Raw genomic sequence first — 20,544 nt, forward strand, 5'->3', positions numbered from 1 at the left:
AAACACTGTTTCTCAATATTTTATACTTTTTTATTTGGTTACCAGAAAATATATATGTACATTTACTCTTCTAAATCAATTTTGTATGATACAATTTTACCCTATCCAAAAATCTAATGGTTCTTTTCTTACAAAAGGAAAAGTTTTTTTTACGAAATCTATTTTGAACAAATACAGTGCTTTACTGTTTGTTTTTGCTTTTTTCTCTACTAGTTCATCGTTCGCGCAATTCCCAGGAAACGACAATGTACCTGGAGCACTGAAAGCATTCAATGTCCCTGCTAACGTCACTCACGTTAATGCAGCAGCATGGGGCGCAGGTGGTGGTGGTGGTGGTGCATCCGGTAATAATCTAGGAGGAAATGGCGGAGGCGGAGGTGGCGCTGCTTCAAACCAAATAGCCGTTTCTTCTGGTAACAGTTTTACTTACACTGTTGGTACTTCGGGAGCAGCTGGAGCAGCTGCTAATGGCACAGGAGGTAATGGAACATTATCATCAATAACAGCGGTTACACCATCAACTAATCTATCTGCAAATGGTGGTACTGGAGGATTAGGAGGTAATGTAGCATTAGGCACCCCAACTAATAGCGGAGGAGGAAGTGCTAGCGGAGGAATAAATAGCCCTGGAAGTGATGGTGCTAGAAATACTAATCCAAGTGGAGCTGGTGGAAACTCAGGGACAGCATTTACTGTTTTCGGTGCAGGAGCTACAGGAGTATCAGATTCAACCGGAACACCTGGAGGACAACCTGGCGCAGGAGGAAGTGGTGGAGAAAGAAACGGAGGGACAAATTCAGCTGGAGGAGCAGGTGCGCCTGGTCGTGTCATGTTTGATTATATTACCGTTTCGAATGTTACACCAAATCCTGTTTGTATAGGAGCTACAATAACCATAACTGGTACGAATTTTTCAACTCTAGGTACTACAACAATAACGGTTAACGGGACAGCTTGTACAAGTATTGTTGTTGTAAACACAACTACAATTACAGCCGTTGTCGGAGCTAGTGCAACCTCAGGAGTTGTTGATATTAATAACAATGGGAGAAGAAACAACGGAAGAAGCATCACAATTAATCCATCACCAACAATAGTAACAGTTACTGGAACTACTCCAGCATGTACATCTACAACATTAAATGCCTCAAATGGGTCAAGTGGCACTATTTATTGGCAAAATACGACTTCAAACGGAACTAGTACTGCAACTCCATCAACATCACAAATTGTAAGCACCTCAGGTACTTATTATTTTAGAGCTCAATCCGCAGCTGGTTGTTGGGGTCCTCAAGGCTCTATTGTTGTAACTATTAATTCAACACCAACAATAACAGCAAACCCTGCAAATTCAAGTATTGCAGTGGGTGCAAATACATCATTTACAGTAACGGCATCTGGCACTCCTACAAGCTATATTTGGGAAGTAAGCACAAATGGCGGTGGCGCATGGTCTACAGTAACGGCTAGCGCTATTTATTCGAATGAAACTACAGCAACATTAGATATTACAGGCGCTACATTAAGTATGTCTGGTTATATGTATAGAGCCATGGCAGTAAATGCTTGTGGCACTTCGGCAGCTTCGACTGCGGCTACATTAACAGTCAGCTTGATTTATTGTACACCAAGCTCTGCAGCCCCTACTACATACCCTATTTCTAATGTAACTTTTGCTGGGATTAACAACAGCTCTTCAGCTGCAACATCAGCAGGTCCTTTTTATCAAGATTTTTCAGCTATTTCAGGCAGTGTAATACCTAACGGCACTTATACTTTTTCTGCTACAGCAACTGGTGTTTCACCAAATCCATTTGGAATTTATGTGTTTTTTGATTGGAATAACAATGGTGACTTTACTGATGATGGAGGACTTACAACAATTGGAACCTATACAACAACTGCTAGTGGTGTATTATCTGCAAGTATCACAATTCCTTCTACAGCCGTAATAGGATCAACTGTTAGAATGAGGGTAGCAAATCAATTTAACTCTGCGCCTTCACCATGTCCTACTGGTGGTAGTTTTCAAGATGAAGATTATACTCTTAATATCATTGCAGGACCTGCTTGCGCAACGCCAGCAGCACAACCAACAGCTTTGGTATTAACACCTGGAGGAACCTTTATTAATGGTTCATTTACTGCTGCGGCAGGTGCTGATCATTATTTGGTTGTAATTAATACTACCAACGTTACTCCAACACCAAGCAACGGAACAACCTACGCTATTGGAGATACAACATTGGGAGGAACAAATGTAATTGTGGATATTGATAACAATACAACTTTTACTGCTGGTCAATTAAATTTAAGCACTACTTATTACGTTTTTGTATTTTCATACAATAGTGCTTGTACTGGAGGCCCATTGTACAGAACTGTAACTCCACTAAACGGACCAGCAACAACAACAGGAACCCTACCAACTTATTGTACCCCTGTAACTACATCGACAGCTATTAACCGTTTATATGTTTCAAGCGTCGCTTTTGTAGGAACTTTACTTGACACAAGTCAGGTAAGTACTACAGATGGTGTTGCTGATGGTTTTCAGGATTTCACAGGTAATACAAAAAGCATACAAGCTCAAGCTGGCCCAATAAATATGAAGCTAACATCTGATACTGGTCGTGGTTTTTGGAAAGTATGGGTAGATTGGAATAAAGATGGCGATTTTGCTGATTCAGGCGAAGAAGTATACAACCCAGGTGGTTATCTATTTGCTTCAACTACTTTTGGGTTTATTGTACCTGCTAACGCTGCACCTGGCGATTATAGAATGAGGGTACGTGTACAAAACACTATTGACACTAGTCTTCCAGTTAATGACCCCAACTATGAAACACTTTTGTATTTTGACTCTTGTAATTCTTTTAACACGATTTCAGGTACTAGAAAAACTTATGGTGAGGCAGAAGACTATCTCTTTACAGTAATTGCAAAATGTGATAACAAAATTACCTCTATTTCAAACCCAGCAATATGTGGTCCAGGTACAGCTACCTTATCAGCCATAGGAACAGGTACAGACGTTAAATGGTATGACGCATTAACCGGCGGAACATTAGTTGGAACAACTGCGAATGGAGCAAACTTTACGCCAGCTATTATTGGAACAACTACTTACTACATTACTTCTTCAAGCGTTACTTGTGAGACTTTGACTAGAATACCTGTAATTGCGGAAGTAAAACCAGTTCCTGCTCTAATTATTGCAACACCAAATGTGACTATTTGTGGAGAGAATCAAACAATCCAATTAGATGCAACTGGAAATAATGAAGTTGCTTATTTAATAGATGAGAATTTTGAAGGTGGAACTCTAGGCGTTTTCTCTAATGTAAATAGCGACGGAACAACTGTTGCTCAAAAAGGGCAAACTGCTTGGAAAAATAAAACCAGTATTTTTGTTCCTAGTGGAGGCAGATGGTTTCCAGCAATTTCTTCTGGTTTTGGAACAAATAAATTTGTTTTAACTTCAATGGATGATTTTAAAACTGTTCCATTACCAACAGTTGACATGGAAAATTCATTAACACTTACAACAGCAGTAAATCCGGCAGCAACTTCGTTTGCTAATTTAACGCTTAGCCTCAGAATGTACTATTCAAGATATTTTGATGATGGAGCAAGCACTGCGCTTGAAAATTGTAATATAGAAATATCTACAAATGGAGGCACAACTTGGCCAATATCCTTAGCAGCTATTACTGCTGACCAAGGTTATGGCTCGAACTTTGTGACTTTAACTTATAATTTAAATGCATATATAGCACAAACCAATTTAAAAATAAGAATTAGAGTTTTAGGAGATGGATCTGGATCTGGAACTGCAGGTGACGGAGCTGCTATAGATGATGTGAAATTATACGGTAGCAGACCATTAACTCCTTTCTTTGCTCTTGGTGGTGGTGTAAATGCATATACAGATGCAGCTACCACGATTACTTATACTGGAGATCAACGAAATACTATATGGATAAAACCAACATTAACACAATTAGAACAAGCTTCATTTGTAATTAATGTTAGCGCAAATCTTAATAATGGCTGTACAACTAACGGTACAATTAATGTAACAAATCAAACGAAAGTTTGGAAAGGAACTATCGATAACGATTGGAACAAAGCTGGTAACTGGTTGCCGGCAGTGATTCCAAATGCTACCACTTGTGTTATTATACCAACAGGCAGTACCTCTCAAATCATGAATACTCCTGATGCATTAGCTAAAAACCTAACAGTAAAAGCTCCAACAGGAAATCTAGAATTACAATCTGGCAGAAACCTTACAGTAACTGACTGGATTAATGTAGAAGCTGGAGCAACATTTAACGTAAGAAATAGCGCTAATTTAGTACAAGTAACTAACGCACCAGTACCAGCCAATTCAGGTAACATTAACATGGAGCGTATTGCCAATCTTCGTTTACAAGATTATTCTTATTGGTCATCACCAGTAGGTAATGCAGCAGCAGGAACATTCCCTGTAACAAGTGTATCTACAGCAACGCCATCAGGTTATATATTCAAATGGGGAACAACTACTGTTAATCCAAATGGAGGTCAAGGTTATTGGATAAATACAGCAGAAAATATGGTTCCTACAACAGGATATATTGTTCGTGGTCCAAACGGATTCAACAATGTAACTACAACACCACTAACAGCTAACTTTATTGGCGTACCTAGTAACGGAATATTCACACCTACTATTTACAGAGGAACTGATTTTACAACTGTAGGTACACAAGGCATTCCAAGAACAGCTACTGATGACAACTGGAATTTGTTAGGAAATCCTTATCCTTCTTCAATTGGTATAAATGAATTTTTAACAACCAATGCAGCAAACCTTTCAGGTGGTGTAAGGTTATGGACTCATGGTCAATTGCCAACAAATGCTACAGACCCTTTTTACCAAAATTTTGTAACCAATTATTATCCTAGCGATTATATTGCAGTAAACTTAACCGGAGCCACAAGTGGAGCGGGAGATGTGAAAATTGGATCAGGACAAGGTTTTATGGTACTAATGAATGCGGGTGCTGCAGGATCTAACACTGTTACTTTCAACAATAGTATGAGAAGTGCTGCATTTGCAAATAATGTGTTCTATAAAAATGGAGTTTCTGCAAATGAAACTGCCGTTGTTGAAAAACATAGAATATGGTTAGATTTAGTAGGTGCAAACGGAAATGCAAGTAGAACTCTTGTGGGTTATATAGCAGGTGCAACACAAGCAAATGACGGCTTGTATGATTCATTTACAGATTATAAAAATTCTGAAAATTTCTATTCGTTAATCGATACCGAAATCATGCAAATACAAGGTAGAGCTTTACCTTTCGAGAACACTGATTTTGTTCCTATGGGATTCAAAACAAGTGTAAGTGGTTCTCATAGTATTGCTATTGCAACTGTTGATGGTCTTTTCTCTGATGCATCACAAAACATCCTATTAGAAGATAAGTTACTAAACACAACTCATAATCTAAAAGATTCTCCGTACACGTTTACTACAGCTGCGGGAATTTTTAATGATCGTTTTGTATTGCGTTATTCAGCGACAACATTGTCAAATCATGATTTTGATGCAAATACAGTTAAAGTATTTACAGGTAACAATACCATCAATGTAACTTCAACAAGTAAAATTATAAAAGAAGTAGTTGTTTATGATGTTTTAGGGAAAACAGTAATAAACAAAACAAACATTAACAAGCAAGAAATTTCTCTAAACGAATTGAAACAAACAAGTACAATGCTTGTTGTTAAGGTAACTTTAGAAAATAACGAAGTGGTGGTTACGAAAGTGATTTTCTAATAATCGACAATAAATAATTAAGGGCGCAAAGATATTTTCTTTGCGCCCTTTTTTTGTCTTTAACATTTGTAATCCGTTTACTACTTTTTATATAAAAAATGTAAACTTTCAGCAGAAATGATTAAAAAAATACACAAAGAATTAAACATTCCCGCAGACTTTTAATACAAATCTATTAAAATCGGAAAATTTAGCCCATAAAATGCTACAAAACAAATATTATAAAAACTTCGAAAAACACTAACAATACAGCACTTCTTCTTAGTTATTAATAATTATTTGATAATATTTTTACATAATAGTTTGATTATGTTGTTTTTATTTATACTTTTCCAAAACTAAAAAACACATCTTTAACTATTATGAAACAGAATTATTTTCAGAAAAAGTATACTTTTTTCTTATTAGTACTACTTGGTCTATTTACAGTCACTAACAACACACTTATTGCGCAATGCGTAACAACAGCACCCGCAGATGTAACTATAAATTGCGGATCATCAACTACTTTGAGTGCAACAACAACTGCAGTAACTTATAGTGTAGTAACATCATCATGTGGTCCGGTAGCTATTGCAGGTACAACCGCCTTCCCTACCACTTGCGATGACTGTGTTACAGGTCAGATTCCCATTGGATTCCCATTTAATTTTTACGGAAACACATATACCACAGGTGTAATCTCCTCTAACGGTATTTTGGGTTTTGGCCCTACTTTTTCATATACAGGTTATAGTGCTTTCGCTATACCATCTGGAGGAGACCCAAACAATTATATTGCTGGTTTTTTTGCCGATATAGACATTCGTTACGGAGGAACAATAACCTATCAAACAGTAGGCACTGCGCCAAACAGACGTTTTGTAGTAAGCTATAACAATGTTGTTCCTTACAATTCTGGCACAGGAGCTGGTACAGGAACAGCCTCATTTCAAATCGTACTTAACGAAACAGGATCCTTTCAAGTAATTGTTTCTCAACTATCAGCAAACTGGAATGCAACAACCTCTGGCGCATTAGCAACTTCTGGTGCAGAAAATGACAATGGAACATACGCTTTTCCAGTTCCAGGAAGAAACTCTACCGATTGGCCAGGAATTAATGCTGGTGCTCAAGACTGCACCATATTTAACCCTCAACCTTGTATTTTTCAAAGATGGCAACAAGGCGCAACTGTAGTTTCTGCAAGTCCGAATTTAACCATATCACCAAATGTAACCACACCATATACAGCCTATTGGCTTTGTGGCGGAAGTCCGTGTAATGACGATACCGTTGTAAATGTAAATGGACCAAGTTATAGTTTAAATGCACAAGCAGACAACACAAGCTGCGCTACACCAAATGGTTCTATAATATTTAATACCGTAAATTTAAGCGGAAGTTACAATCTTGGTTACAACATAAACGGAAGTCCAACTTCTCAAACTGTTACACCAGGATCAGGAAGTACTAGTATAGCTCAAGGCGCAGTTTTTAATGCTGGAACACTCGCCAATACAGACCCTACTTGGGTTAGAAATACAGGAGGAACAACCTGTGGCGCAACCGCAGGAACCGATGAATATTATGATGTATTCGCATTTACAGTTTCAACCAACGGATCATATACACTTAACATGTGTACACCTGGAACAGATTTTGATGCGCATGCCTCATTATATCAAAATGCATTTAGCGGAGCCGCACCTTGTGGAACTCCAGCAAATTTTATAATTGCTGATGATGATACAAATACAGGAGGGAATTGCGAAAATGATTCTAGAATTGTAGCAACACTATCAACTGGAATTACCTATTATTTAGTATCTACTAGTTTTAGTACAGGTGCTGTTGGAAATTACGAATGGACATTTACGGGTCCTGCATCAGCAACAATAAACATTGGAGCCCCTCAAATTATTTTAAGCAACTTATCAGCTGGTACTTATTCTAATTTTCAATTAAACACTGTCAGTTGTGGAATCATAACCATTCCTGGCCCATTTACAATTTTAGACACAAGTGTTAAAACTTGGGATGGTAGCAATAGTACAGATTGGAACACAAATCAAAACTGGTCTGGTAATGCAAGACCCACAGCTACCGATTGTGTAGTTATACCAGGAAGCGTACCTAACAACCCTATCGTTTCTTCAGGAACTGAAGCCTTAGCAGGAACACTAACTGTCCTAAACGGCGGTAATTTGACCGTAAACTCTAATAATTATATAACCGTAACTAATACTGTAACTGTAAATACAGGAGGTATATTTACATTAAATAATAACGCATCATTATTACAAACAAACAATGTAGTAAATAGTGGTAATATTATATATAGAAGAGATGCTACCGCTATTAGAGGTTCTGATTTTGTATATTGGTCCTCACCAGTAGCTAGTCAAGCCATTAGTGGGATATACACAACTCCTGTACAAGGTCCAAAATATTTATGGAATACAACTGGATTAAATGCTAGAAATGGACTTGGCAGATGGGACACTTTTGCAGGAACTATGACTACAGCAAAAGGTTATATACTTAGAGGGTCTAGTAATTCAGCTATGGCATCAAGCACTATAAACAGTACATTTACAGGAGTCCCTAACAATGGAAATATAACGATTAAAGCTACTCGTGGTAACATGACCGCAGCAACTGTGCCATCTACCTATTCGGCCGCTGGGCTTAACGTAATGGACGACAACTGGAACTTACTTGGTAACCCATATCCATCAGCGATTAATGGATTACAGTTTTTATCTACAAATAGCGCTAACTTATTAGGTAACATAAGATTATGGAGACATTTAAACACTCCAACTGCAATTGCAAGTCCATTTTATCAGAATTTTGTATATAATTATAATTCAAATGATTATTTGACTATCAATTTTACAGGACCAACAGTACCTGGAGCATCAGATATTATAAAATCTGGACAAGCATTTATGACGCAACGTATAGAAGGCGCTCAAGATTTAGTAGGCGCTGACATACAGTTTAACAATGCTATGAGAAGAAATGCAGGTGCTCTAATGGTAAATGATAATTTCTTTAAATCAAGTACAAACAATCAATCTCCTAATACAAATACTGTTGAAAAAAACAGAATATGGTTAGATATTGTTGACAATACAACTAACTCTTCAGAAACTACTTTATTAGGATATGTTGATGGAGCTACAAATAGTTTTGATAATGATTTTGATGCTACAATTGGAATTACTACTGCTATTGGAATATATAGTTTTGCAGACAGTAAAGAATGTATCATTCAAGGAAAACCAACACCATTTAGCCAAGATGACATTGTACCTCTAGGTATAAATATACAATCAGATGGTGGTTATCACATTGCTATAAAAGCAGTAGATGGGTTATTTACAAATGGAGCACAAATCATATATCTAGAAGATAAATTGTTAAACGTAATTCACAATCTAACTTTAGCTCCTTATAGTTTCACATCAAATGCTGGTACTGTAAACGATCGATTTGTATTGCGTTATACTGATAGAGCGTTATCAAATAATGATTTTGACTACAATGATGAGATTAAAATTTTTGTTAATAGTGGCATCAATGTAACTTCTACAAAAGAAACAATTAAAGATATAATTGTTTATGATGTTTTGGGTAAAACATTATTAGATAAGAAAAATATCATTAAAAATGAAGTGAGGCTAACCGAATTAAGACCAACAACAAATGTTTTAATCGTTAAAGTAACTTTAGAAAATAATAAAGTAGTAATTAAAAAAGTAATTTACTAAATTACCTATATTTTAAAAACTTCCAAAAAGACCTCTTCTTCAAATAGTCGAGGTCTTTTTCGTTAGCATAAGCCTCTCTTTCAAAAATAATATTTCTGTAGGCTTTGTTCCTATCTTTATATCGAATGGTTTTGATTAAAAAATCTGTAAAATATAAAATATAAAAAGGTAAAATAAGCAACTCCAATTGCTGACGAATGTGTATTTTTTCGTGATTTAGTAAAACTTTATTTGTCTTGTCAAAACCATTTCTAATAATCACAAAAGGAAATAAAGTAAGTCCTCGGTATTTTTTTGGAATTAAATATTTAGAAACAATTAGAAACATGATTTAAAGTTTATAAATTTGTAGTATGAATTCACAAAGTAAAGAAAATAAACCCATAGAAGGTGAAGATTTTTATTACACACCCGAAGGCTACAAATGTTTTACAGAAAAATACCATTTAAAACGTGGTTATTGTTGCAAAAGCGGTTGCCGTCATTGCCCTTACGGATTTGATAAAAAAACGGGGACCAACAAAAAATAAAAAATGGACATTCAATTATTCAAATATCGAATCAAAATTCACAAATCCTATCACAGGTCTGACATTCGTTACCCCTAGGTTTCAATCATTTGAAATTTAGAATATAAACCTAACGAATTAAAAATAACAAAAATGACTTTTAAAGAACAAATACAACAAGGTATTCCGTCTGTTTTACCACAACCAAAAGCTTACGAGACTTCAATAAATCACGCGCCAAAACGCAAAGAAATATTATCCACAGAAGAAAAAAAATTAGCACTTCGCAACGCACTTCGTTATTTTGAAGCAAAACACCACGCAACATTAATCAAAGAATTCTCAGACGAACTAGAAACTTACGGACGCATTTATATGTATCGTTTTCGTCCAGATTACGAGATGAAAGCCCGTCCAATTTCTGATTATCCAGGGAAATGCGAACAAGCAAAAGCCATCATGCTCATGATTCAAAATAACTTGGATTATGCAGTAGCACAACATCCACATGAATTAATTACTTATGGCGGAAACGGTGCTGTTTTCTCAAACTGGGCACAATATTTATTGACGATGCAATATCTATCCGAAATGACCGATGATCAAACTTTAGCGATGTATTCTGGTCATCCAATGGGATTATTTCCATCACATAAAGAAGCGCCAAGAGTCGTAGTAACTAACGGAATGGTAATTCCTAATTATTCTAAGCCCGACGATTGGGAAAAAATGAACGCTTTAGGTGTTTCGCAATACGGACAAATGACTGCAGGAAGTTATATGTACATTGGTCCGCAAGGAATCGTACACGGAACAACCATCACAGTTTTGAACGGTTTTAGAAAAATCAAAAAAGCAACTTCAGGAGGATTATTCGTAACCTCAGGACTCGGCGGAATGAGCGGAGCACAACCAAAAGCTGGAAACATTGCAGGTTGCATCACTGTTTGTGCCGAAGTAAATACAAAAATCACACACATTCGCCACAGTCAAGGTTGGATAAATGAGGTTTTTGAAAACATAGACGAATTGGTTGCCAGAGTCACTTTGGCGAAAGCCAATAAAGAAATTATTTCTCTTGCATATCTAGGAAATGTGGTCGATGTTTGGGAACGATTTGACCAAGAAAATATTCATATCGATTTAGGTTCCGACCAAACATCGTTGCACAATCCTTGGGCTGGCGGCTACTACCCTACTGGATTTTCATTTGAAGAATCGAATGAAATGATGGCAAATAATCCAGATAAATTTAAAGAAGAAATTCAAAAAACGTTGCGTCGTCATGCAGAAGCGATAAACAAACACACAGCAAAAGGAACTTATTTCTTCGATTACGGAAATGCTTTTTTATTAGAAGCTTCACGGGCAGGAGCTGATGTCATGGCCGACAATCATATTGATTTCAGGTACCCGAGTTACGTTCAAGATATTATGGGACCTATGTGTTTCGATTATGGTTTTGGACCTTTTCGATGGGTTTGTGCTTCAGGAAAACCAGAAGATTTAGCAAAAACAGATGCTATTGCTTGTGCCGTCTTAGAAGAAATGATGAAAAATTCGCCAGAGGAAATCAGGCAACAAATGCAAGACAATATCACTTGGATAAAAGGCGCTCAGGAAAACAAACTAGTCGTTGGTTCACAAGCACGAATCCTTTATGCTGATGCTGAAGGAAGAATAAAAATCGCCGAAGCATTTAACCAAGCCATTGCAAAAGGAGAAATTGGAATCGTCATTTTAGGTCGTGACCACCATGATGTTTCGGGAACAGATTCGCCTTATCGCGAAACTTCAAATATATATGATGGCTCTCGTTTTACTGCCGATATGGCAATACAAAACGTGATTGGCGACAGCTTCCGTGGTGCAACATGGGTTTCTATTCACAATGGAGGCGGCGTTGGTTGGGGAGAAGTGATAAATGGAGGTTTTGGTATGGTTCTTGATGGTTCTAAGGAAGCTTCAAAACGATTAGAATCGATGCTTTTTTGGGATGTAAACAACGGAATATCAAGAAGAAGTTGGGCAAGGAACGACAATGCAATTTTTGCAATAAAAAGAGCCATGGCGACACAACCTTTATTAAAAATTACCATCCCAAATATAGTGGATGAAAAATTATTTTAGTTTAAAGTTTATTAGGTTCTAATGCAACTTTAAACATTAAACCATAAAAACAATTAAATTATGAAAACAATAAAATTTTTATCGATATTAATAACGTTCTTATTAGCCTCATGTAGTGCAGTAAGGGTAAATTCTGATTATGAAAAAAAAACAGATTTTTCGGTTTATAAAACCTATGCTTTTCATAAAACTGGCATAGACAAAGTTGAAATTTCCGATTTTGATAAAAAACGCATCCTTCGTTCTATTGATGAAGAAATGACTACTAAAGGCTTTACTAAAAGTGAAACTCCTGATTTGTTAATCAATATTAATACCAAAGCCGAAAAAAATATTAATGTAAGCCAATTTAATGCAAATTACGGTTATGGCTGGGGATTGGGTTGGAATCCTCCTTATTGGGGCGCAAATTACAACATCAATACAAATACCGAAGGAACTCTGATTATCGATTTAATAGACGCTAAGAAAAAAGAGTTAATTTGGCAAGGTGAAGGCGTAGGATATCTAACAAAAAATACTGACAAAAAAGACGAGAATATAAAATGTTTTGTTACCCATATTTTAGCACAATATCCACCAGTAAAAAAATAAAAATGTATAAATGGTCTGCTTTTTAGCAGACCATTTATTTAACACGAAAAATATGATCCAAAAATACTTTAACACAGCACTCCTACTCATTATTAGTATTTTCATTTCGTCATGTAGTTCTACAAATTTACTGACTATGGACGCCATACAGCCTGCACCAGTAAACATAAATGCTAAAGATATTTCGATAGGAATCATCAACAGAAGTGTGCCATCTCAAAAAAATGTAGCTATCGATGAGATTGATAAAATTTTATCCATCGAAGGTAGAAATTTAGATAAAGAAGGTGCTCAAAACACGATTGCAAGTTTACAAAATGAACTTTCTAAAAACAATATAATCATTGGTGCCAAAATCATTGAGGTACCAAATCTGAAAAATACAGGTTTAGCTCTTTTTCCTGAAGCAATTTCTTGGGAAAAAATAAGTCAAATTTGCAAAGAAAACAAAGTCGATGTCGTATACGAACTTTCGTATTATGACACCGATGCAAAAGTTGATTATAAAGTAAACAATGTAGAAACAACCAATATTTTAGGGCTAAAAATTCCTCTTATAGAACATCAAGCGACCATTACAACACTAATAAAAACTGGCTGGAGAATATATTCACTTAAAAACAAAGTGATTTTAGAAGAATTCTCAACGCAAGACAACGTAACATTATCAGGAAGAGGTATAAATCCTGTTAAAGCTATTGAAACTATTATAGGAAGAAAAGAAGCCGTTTTAAATAGTAGCGACAAAATAGGGAAATCTTATGCACAAAGAATATTACCATATAACATAAGAGTTTCGAGAGATTATTTTGTAAAAGGGAATGATAATTTTGTTACCGCAATGCGAAGAGCACGAACAGGAAAATGGGATAGCGCAGCCGAACTTTGGGCAAAAGAAGTAAACAATTCTAAAGGAGAAATTGCTGGTAGAGCTTGTTATAACATGGCCATTATAAATGAAATTAACGGAAATTTAGACACTGCTGTCGAATGGGCATCAAAATCATATTCGGATTACAACAATAAATTGGCCTTAAAATATCTGAACATTCTAAAAAGAAGAATAAATAAGAACAAACAACTTGAAGAACAGTTGAAATAAATCTAAAGATTTAGTACTTTTACTTCCAAACAACAACTACAATATTATGGAAGCGCCTTTTGAAAGCAACCCACTGATTGACAGACTACCAAAACATTTGAAGCAGTTTATCAAACCGCAAGATTATAGCGACTACTCGCCAATAAACCAAGCAGTGTGGCGTTATGTGATGCGAAAAAACGTAGATTACCTATCTAAAGTTGCTCACGAATCGTATCTTATAGGATTAGAAAAAACAGGACTGGAGATAAATAATATTCCGAATATGTACGGTATGAACCGTATTCTAAAAGAAATTGGTTGGGCTGCCGTAGCTGTTGACGGATTTATTCCGCCGAATGCATTTATGGAATTTCAAGCTTACAATGTACTTGTTATCGCTTCCGATATCCGACAATTAGAACATATCGAATATACGCCTGCTCCAGATATTATTCACGAAGGGGCTGGTCACGCACCCATTATTGCCAATCCAGAATATGCCGAATATTTACGTCGCTTTGGCGAAATAGGTTGCAAAGCCATTTCATCGTCACGCGATTACGAAATGTATGAAGCCGTACGATTGTTATCGATAGTGAAAGAAGCTGAAGGAACTCCTCAAGCCGAAATTGATGCTGCCGAAAAACAAGTAGATTTTCTTCAAAACAATATGGGAGAAATGTCAGAAATGGCACAAATTCGAAATTTACACTGGTGGACAGTCGAATATGGTTTGATAGGAACAGTCGAAAATCCAAAAATATATGGAGCAGGTTTGCTTTCTTCTATTGGCGAAAGTGCTTGGTGTATGACAAATGAAGTTGAAAAACTTCCCTACTCTATTGATGCGGTAAACCAAAGTTTTGACATTACAAAACCACAACCTCAGCTTTTTGTGACGCCAGATTTTGCTTATTTAAGTGAAGTTTTAGAAGAATTTGCAAACAAAATGGCACTTAGAACTGGCGGATTGTCTGGTATTCATAAACTAATTAATTCGAAAGCGATTGGAACTATCGAAATGAGTACCGGAATTCAGATTTCAGGTTTGTTTACCAATGTTATTGAAGATGACGGAAAACCAGTTTACATTCAAACCACAGGAAAAACAGCTTTATCTTATAGAGAAAAAGAACTGGTTGGTCACGGAACGTCGTATCATTCTGAAGGTTTTGGAAGTCCAATTGGAAAACTAAAAGGAATAAATATCGCTATCGAAGATATGAGTCCTCGCGATTTGAAAGCTTACGATATTTATGAAGCTGGAAAAGTCACTTTAGAATTTGAAGGAAACATCGTAGTTTCGGGCGAAATAGTTACTGGCTCACGCAATTTGCAAGGCGAAATTATATTAATTAGTTTCAAAAACTGTACGGTTACTCATGGAGAAACTATTTTGTTTCAACCAGAATGGGGAATTTATGATATGGCGGTAGGAAAAAAAGTGATTTCAGCTTTTTCTGGCCCAGCCGACGTGCATAGTTTCGATATGATTACACATATTCCTTCATCTAAAACCATCAAATCTAAAAAGACACGGGAACGTGAAGAATTAGAAGGTTTATACCAAAATGTACGCGATATTCGCGAAGGAAAATCGACTAATATATCATTAGAGAACACTTTCGAAAAATTGATTGAAAATCATCCAAAAGATTGGTTACTTTCAGTTGAAATTGTAGAATTAGTTCATACTAAAGATACCGTTTTGACATCAAAAATAATTTTGCATTTAGAAGACTTGAAAGTGTCTAGACCTGAAGTAAAAAAACTAATCAGCAATGGTTTAGAACTGGTTTTCGAAAAAGAATCGGCATAGGAATTACGACTTTATTTTGGTAGAAAAATCACTTTCTTTTCCAATAATATTTCCTTCATATTGCAATTTCCAACCCATAGAATTGGTAAGAATTAGCATTTTAGACAATTCAGAAATTAATCGATTTTGAGCATTAGATTTCAAAGTCGATTTTTCTATTTTCTTGGCTAAACTTGTCTTTGCTTGTTTGCTTATTTTGTTATAATCATCGCCCGTAAATGGATTCAATTTGCTTTGATCTACATCATAAAACTGAATATCGGGTGAGATTTTTATTTCTTCCTTTGGAATATTAAGAATGGTAATTATTTTATTTTTTTCATCAATATCATATTTCATTTGATGCAAATCGTAGGCAACAGTCACATCAGCATTTACAACAATTAATGCTTTTTTGTCGAAAGAAACCATACCTCCAAAATAAGTATCTTGGTCTTTATAAGTTAACACTTCGGCAAAATGACCTTCGGTAACAACCAGTTTTCCAACATTTACAATTTGTTGCTGAATGAGTGCGGTGCTATTTTCTAAACTTGAATTATCATCTTTTTTGAATGTACAAAACTTGAATAACAAAAAAACAACAACTATAATTCCTATTCCTAATACTATTCTATTTCTCATTTTTGTGTTTTTTTTTATAAAAATATAAAATTAAGCTAGAAACAAAACATATAAATTGAGAAGAAGTAAAATAATAATTGACATTACGATAATTTGAATTTTATTTTTAGAAAGTGCCATCATATTATGTTGTTAATTTTTGCTTTCTGAATAGCTTCAAGCTTGTTGTGTACTTGAAGTTTAAAGTAGATATTCTCTACATGTTTTCTTACTGTTCCTTTAGATAGAAATAAGTTTTCGGCAATGATGTCGTATTTCAGTCCTTTAGAAAGTTGTTCGAGAACTTGGATTTCTCTTGTGGTGAGTGAGATTTCTTCTTGATTTTTTCTTGTATCAAAAGTAATCGGATTCCTAAATAATTTAAGCGTTTTCATAGCTATTGATGGTGTCATGGTGGCACCTCCATTAAGCGTTTCTAAAATTCCTTGATTCAAATCTTTTGGGTTTACTTCTTTTAGCAAATAACCATCGGCTCCTGCTTTTATAGCGTTAAAAATATTTTCATCATTATCAAAAACGGTTAACATGATAATTTTTATTTGAGGATAATTGATTTTTACATAATTTGTAGCTTCAATACCATTCATATTTGGCATTTCAATATCCATAAGAATCAAATCTATATTGTGATTTTTTTTTAATTTTTCAATCAGATTTGAACCATCTATTGCTGTGAATTTAATATCAAAATTATCAAAAAAAGACAATTTTTCTTGGGTGGCTTTTATCAAAAAGGAATTATCATCAACTATGGCTATTTTTATCATTTACAGTTTTTTATAAAATTAAGAAAAACCATTACTTAATAAGAATAAATAATGGTTTTTTATTGATTAGTTTACTATCTAGTTAATTGCAATATTTGTAAATGAGCCCGAAACAGATGTTACACCACCACCAGATCCCGTAGCGGTAAAAGTACCTGTTAATTTATTATTTGCATTAGCCGTAATTACCACAGAACCAGAAGTTGGAACAAAAGCTGCAGACATTGTTGTGCTTCTGTAATAAAAAGCATTTCCAGAAGCCACAACATCATAAGTTCCTACTGCAATTGCCGTTAAATTGATTTCATACACTGTCCCACTGCCAGTATTTGTTGCAAAGATAGTTTTGAATGAATTATTAGCATAAGGATTGTTAACTGTTTGTTCTGTTGAACTGCTACTGTCAGTCCATCTGAAACCATCGCCAGAAACTGGTGTAGCTGATACAGGAACAACCACAACATCTTCGTCGTCAGAACAAGAAATAGATGTAATAGCAAGTAAAGCAATTAGCAATAAAGAAGATAATTTTTTCATGATTTTAAAGTTTTAGTTATTATTAATAGTACAAATTTGCAAAATATGCTTACACAAAAAAATACGACAATAGTCGTATTTTTAAGATATTTAAGCAAAATACTATTGTTTTATAAACTTAGAATTGAAAACTGAATCTTCATTTATTATTTGAACATAATATACTCCTATACTAAAATTTGACACGTCTAAGCTGACATTATTTTCTGAAACATTATCTTTTTCAAATACTACTTGCCCTGCAATTGATATTATTTTTAGACTTGCTTTATCTAGATTGTTTTCAAAATTAAGTGTAATTTGACTTGATGCTGGATTTGGATACAATGAAATTGTTTTTTGTATAAAACTTTCATTAGACAAACTAATATCAGAAGCACCTTTACCTATAGCAAAATCCGAGAATGAAGTCAAATTACTGTTTTTTACTGTAACAATTCCACCAGTTGTTGAGCCTAAATTGTATGTTCCAGTTGCCGCCCATGGAGAAGTGCTATTATCTCTTTTAATCACAACATAATCTCCAACATTCGCACTTGTATTTGTTGAATTTTGAATTTTTAAAGTCACATCATAATTTCCACTTGTTGGTTGCGTTTTAGAGCTAATTTTAAACCAACCGCCGTCTAATGCACTTGTTATTGCAACACCGTTATACGAAGTACTTGGAGTAGTTCCTGTAATTACGCCAGCAGTGAAAGTTGCAGAAAGTTTATCTGTACCAATTAAATTATTTACATCAATAATTGCAGATTGCTTAAAAGAAAAATTACCCATTGGAAATTCATAACTTCCAGCACTAGCAATGTTTCTTTCTAAAATTCCGCCATAAACGTAACTTGTTAAATTGGCTGTAGTAATTGCCGTCGGACTACTGTCAGTAATACTCAATGTTTTATTATTTAAATTCACTTTAGCTGTATTAAGAGTTAAAGTAGGAATTCGTAAATTATATTGTGTAGTAAGATTTGTATTTAAAACTAAACTATTGCTAAATAAATTCGCATAAAAATAACTCACAGCAGTTCCTGAGAAATTCACACTTCCTGAACCTTTCCATTCTTTAGTTCCAAAACCTTGAAAAAAACCAGCATTATTGATGGTTATGTTCCCATCATTTTTTAATCCTGCATTTAAAACCAAAGTTGTTGGTAAAGCTAAACTTACACCTGAATTAACTTGTAAAGAAGCAGCTGTTGGCGAAGTAGAAACCAAAGGATAATTTGGCGTTGGCGCATTAAATAAAGCTTTCATTGTAGTTGTAGGAACTCCATTTGTCCAGTTAGTTGCGTCATTCCAATTGGTGTTATTTCCTAACCAAGTTGTAGAAGTAATTGTTGGAAAATTAGCTGATTTTGTTTGTACGATGGCTACATCGTTTCTTAATGAAGAACTTGTTGAAAAAACACCATAAGCCGTTGTTAAATCTGAAGCTGCATTAAAACCTGTTAAATTTACTGAACCATAAGAAGTGATTGGCAAAGTTGGTGTTGTTGGACTTAATACGTTGTGCGAACTAAATCCAGCCGACATCGCATAAGTATCATTATAAGCTGTAATATATTGTTTGAAAACTGAAGTTGCTTTTCCGCCAGTTATAAATTTAGATATATTCCAATTGGCATCCGTTTCGATAATGGCAGTAGCATATTTTGTAGCGTCAATTGGATATACATAATCAACATCAGCAGTGTAACCTATTGTTTTTTCAAACTGCGCTTGAATAATAAGTTTTCCATTCGGTAAAGCTAAATAAACATCATCGTTATAAGTTAACTGAAACGGATTGTCTAAGGTTGTAGAAAAATCTTTTGCTCTAATAAAATTAAAGTTACTGTCCGTTTCAACCATTCCTGTGAATTTATTAGCATAACTCGGAATAACTGAAGCTAAAAGATGTGGTAAATTTGTAAAAGGTGCGACATTCACATTAAATTGATCCCATTTAAAAATCAAATTACCAGTAGTTTTGTTTACTTGAAAATTAGTCACACTACCATCATAAGTTTGCGCTTTAGTAATTGTTCCAGACGAGTTTAAAGAAATTAAAGTTGAACCATAAGAAGCACTTCCGCCAGGATATGCTACACCATCAAAAGTGTATCCGCCAATGGCATTATGAAACAAATGCACATTTTCATTATTATCTATAAACTTATCGGTTAGTGTTGGTTCTTTTATCGTATTTCCAATTACACTACTCCCATTTAAAGCGTCTTTGAACCAAAGTGTATTTCCGTTACTATCTAATTTATATAACGGACTATTTCTTTTATTGTTAACATCAACATTAGGATTAAATCCCCAAAAGAAAACATTTCCTGAATTGGAAACTGCTAATTTTAGTATGTTTGTTTGTGCAGAACCAGTAGTCCCAAAAGTAAATGTTTTAGCCCAAATTGCAGTTCCAGAAGCATCAAATTTGGCTACTACAGATTTGTTTAAACCCGAAACTGAAACACCATTTCCTAAATCCACTGGATTGATGTCGCTTATTGCGCCACCAATATAAAAATTCCCAGCATCATCTGTAGTGATACAATCAAAATTCACAGGTAAATTGCTAAATGACCTAATAATTGTTGGAATACCTGTTGCCGAATTTATTTTTCCGAAAAATTTAATATTTCCTGCATATCCAGATTGTGGTGTTGCGGTTAGAGTTGTTGAACCAAAATACACTGCTGCTAAAGCCGTACCTCCAAATAAAATTTCAGATCCATCGGCTGTATATTTCATGTGTTTAATTGTTGCGCCACCCAACGAACCTGTATTGAATGCCCAATCCCAGCCTCCACCAATTTGAGCATTAGCTGTTACAAAAAGCAACATTAGAATTGAAGTAATTGTATTTTTCATAATTTAGAAATTAAAAGATTATGAAGCAAAGTT

The 20,544-nt window shown here is 35.0% G+C and carries 12 protein-coding genes; 7 read left to right on the top strand and 5 right to left on the bottom strand.

Annotated elements, in window-relative coordinates; genetic code table 11:
• The first annotated feature begins 85 nt into the window (after window positions 1-85).
• Together BM053_RS01835 and BM053_RS01840 are read left to right on the top strand one after the other, a co-directional pair.
• A complete protein-coding gene (locus tag BM053_RS01835) occupies window positions 86-5,830 on the top strand; it encodes a GEVED domain-containing protein (RefSeq protein ID WP_091473371.1) in 5,745 nt (1,914 codons plus the stop codon).
• Between the two features lie 362 nt (window positions 5,831-6,192).
• Window positions 6,193-9,588 (top strand): T9SS sorting signal type C domain-containing protein, encoded by a 3,396-nt coding sequence (locus BM053_RS01840; RefSeq protein WP_091473373.1) that lies wholly within the window; start codon window positions 6,193-6,195, stop codon window positions 9,586-9,588.
• A gap of 1 nt (window position 9,589) precedes the next feature.
• On the opposite strand, the gene BM053_RS01845 is transcribed toward BM053_RS01840, so the two are convergent.
• The gene (locus tag BM053_RS01845) at window positions 9,590-9,916 is read right to left on the bottom strand and encodes a hypothetical protein (protein ID WP_091473376.1); all 327 of its coding nucleotides are present in this window, start codon (window positions 9,914-9,916) and stop codon (window positions 9,590-9,592) included.
• 25 nt (window positions 9,917-9,941) lie between these two features.
• Here BM053_RS01845 and BM053_RS12135 point away from each other — a divergent pair, with 25 nt between their 5' ends.
• From BM053_RS12135 to BM053_RS01865, 5 genes are all read left to right on the top strand, one after another.
• A complete protein-coding gene (locus tag BM053_RS12135) occupies window positions 9,942-10,118 on the top strand; it encodes a C1orf53 family protein (protein ID WP_167357266.1) in 177 nt (58 codons plus the stop codon).
• Between the two features lie 132 nt (window positions 10,119-10,250).
• Window positions 10,251-12,227: a urocanate hydratase gene (locus BM053_RS01850; protein ID WP_091473378.1), complete on the top strand. Its 1,977-nt coding sequence runs from the start codon at window positions 10,251-10,253 to the stop codon at window positions 12,225-12,227.
• Between the two features lie 60 nt (window positions 12,228-12,287).
• Window positions 12,288-12,821, top strand: a complete 534-nt coding sequence (locus BM053_RS01855; RefSeq protein ID WP_091473380.1) for a DUF4136 domain-containing protein — start codon at window positions 12,288-12,290, stop codon at window positions 12,819-12,821.
• A gap of 136 nt (window positions 12,822-12,957) precedes the next feature.
• Window positions 12,958-13,923 (top strand): DUF6340 family protein, encoded by a 966-nt coding sequence (locus tag BM053_RS01860; RefSeq protein ID WP_244148496.1) that lies wholly within the window; start codon window positions 12,958-12,960, stop codon window positions 13,921-13,923.
• Between the two features lie 46 nt (window positions 13,924-13,969).
• A complete protein-coding gene (locus BM053_RS01865) occupies window positions 13,970-15,724 on the top strand; it encodes an aromatic amino acid hydroxylase (RefSeq protein ID WP_091473385.1) in 1,755 nt (584 codons plus the stop codon).
• A 3-nt stretch (window positions 15,725-15,727) separates the two neighbouring features.
• On the opposite strand, the gene BM053_RS01870 is transcribed toward BM053_RS01865, so the two are convergent.
• The 4 genes from BM053_RS01870 to BM053_RS01885 all read right to left on the bottom strand — a co-directional run bounded on the left by BM053_RS01870 (window position 15,728) and on the right by BM053_RS01885 (window position 20,511).
• Window positions 15,728-16,348, bottom strand: a complete 621-nt coding sequence (locus BM053_RS01870) for a DUF4230 domain-containing protein (RefSeq protein ID WP_091473387.1) — start codon at window positions 16,346-16,348, stop codon at window positions 15,728-15,730.
• Window positions 16,349-16,467: 119 nt separating this feature from the next.
• A complete protein-coding gene (locus BM053_RS01875; RefSeq protein ID WP_091473389.1) occupies window positions 16,468-17,115 on the bottom strand; it encodes a response regulator in 648 nt (215 codons plus the stop codon).
• Between the two features lie 78 nt (window positions 17,116-17,193).
• Window positions 17,194-17,652, bottom strand: coding sequence for a hypothetical protein (locus BM053_RS01880; RefSeq protein WP_091473391.1), 459 nt, complete (start codon window positions 17,650-17,652; stop codon window positions 17,194-17,196).
• A 102-nt stretch (window positions 17,653-17,754) separates the two neighbouring features.
• Window positions 17,755-20,511 carry a T9SS type A sorting domain-containing protein gene (locus BM053_RS01885; RefSeq protein WP_091473394.1) on the bottom strand — a complete coding sequence of 919 codons (2,757 nt, stop codon included), beginning with the start codon at window positions 20,509-20,511 and terminating at the stop codon, window positions 17,755-17,757.
• Window positions 20,512-20,544 lie beyond the last annotated feature (33 nt).

The organism is Flavobacterium swingsii, from assembly GCF_900111965.1.
Classification (GTDB): domain Bacteria; phylum Bacteroidota; class Bacteroidia; order Flavobacteriales; family Flavobacteriaceae; genus Flavobacterium; species Flavobacterium swingsii.

Coding starts and splice junctions, on each gene's coding strand:
- BM053_RS01840 (WP_091473373.1), top strand. CDS start 6,193: ATGAAACAGAATTATTTTCAGAAAAAGTATACTTTTTTCTTATTAGTA.
- BM053_RS01870 (WP_091473387.1), bottom strand. CDS start 16,348: ATGAGAAATAGAATAGTATTAGGAATAGGAATTATAGTTGTTGTTTTT.
- BM053_RS01880 (WP_091473391.1), bottom strand. CDS start 17,652: ATGAAAAAATTATCTTCTTTATTGCTAATTGCTTTACTTGCTATTACA.
- BM053_RS01850 (WP_091473378.1), top strand. CDS start 10,251: ATGACTTTTAAAGAACAAATACAACAAGGTATTCCGTCTGTTTTACCA.
- BM053_RS01875 (WP_091473389.1), bottom strand. CDS start 17,115: ATGATAAAAATAGCCATAGTTGATGATAATTCCTTTTTGATAAAAGCC.
- BM053_RS01885 (WP_091473394.1), bottom strand. CDS start 20,511: ATGAAAAATACAATTACTTCAATTCTAATGTTGCTTTTTGTAACAGCT.
- BM053_RS01855 (WP_091473380.1), top strand. CDS start 12,288: ATGAAAACAATAAAATTTTTATCGATATTAATAACGTTCTTATTAGCC.
- BM053_RS12135 (WP_167357266.1), top strand. CDS start 9,942: ATGAATTCACAAAGTAAAGAAAATAAACCCATAGAAGGTGAAGATTTT.
- BM053_RS01835 (WP_091473371.1), top strand. CDS start 86: ATGATACAATTTTACCCTATCCAAAAATCTAATGGTTCTTTTCTTACA.
- BM053_RS01865 (WP_091473385.1), top strand. CDS start 13,970: ATGGAAGCGCCTTTTGAAAGCAACCCACTGATTGACAGACTACCAAAA.
- BM053_RS01860 (WP_244148496.1), top strand. CDS start 12,958: ATGGACGCCATACAGCCTGCACCAGTAAACATAAATGCTAAAGATATT.
- BM053_RS01845 (WP_091473376.1), bottom strand. CDS start 9,916: ATGTTTCTAATTGTTTCTAAATATTTAATTCCAAAAAAATACCGAGGA.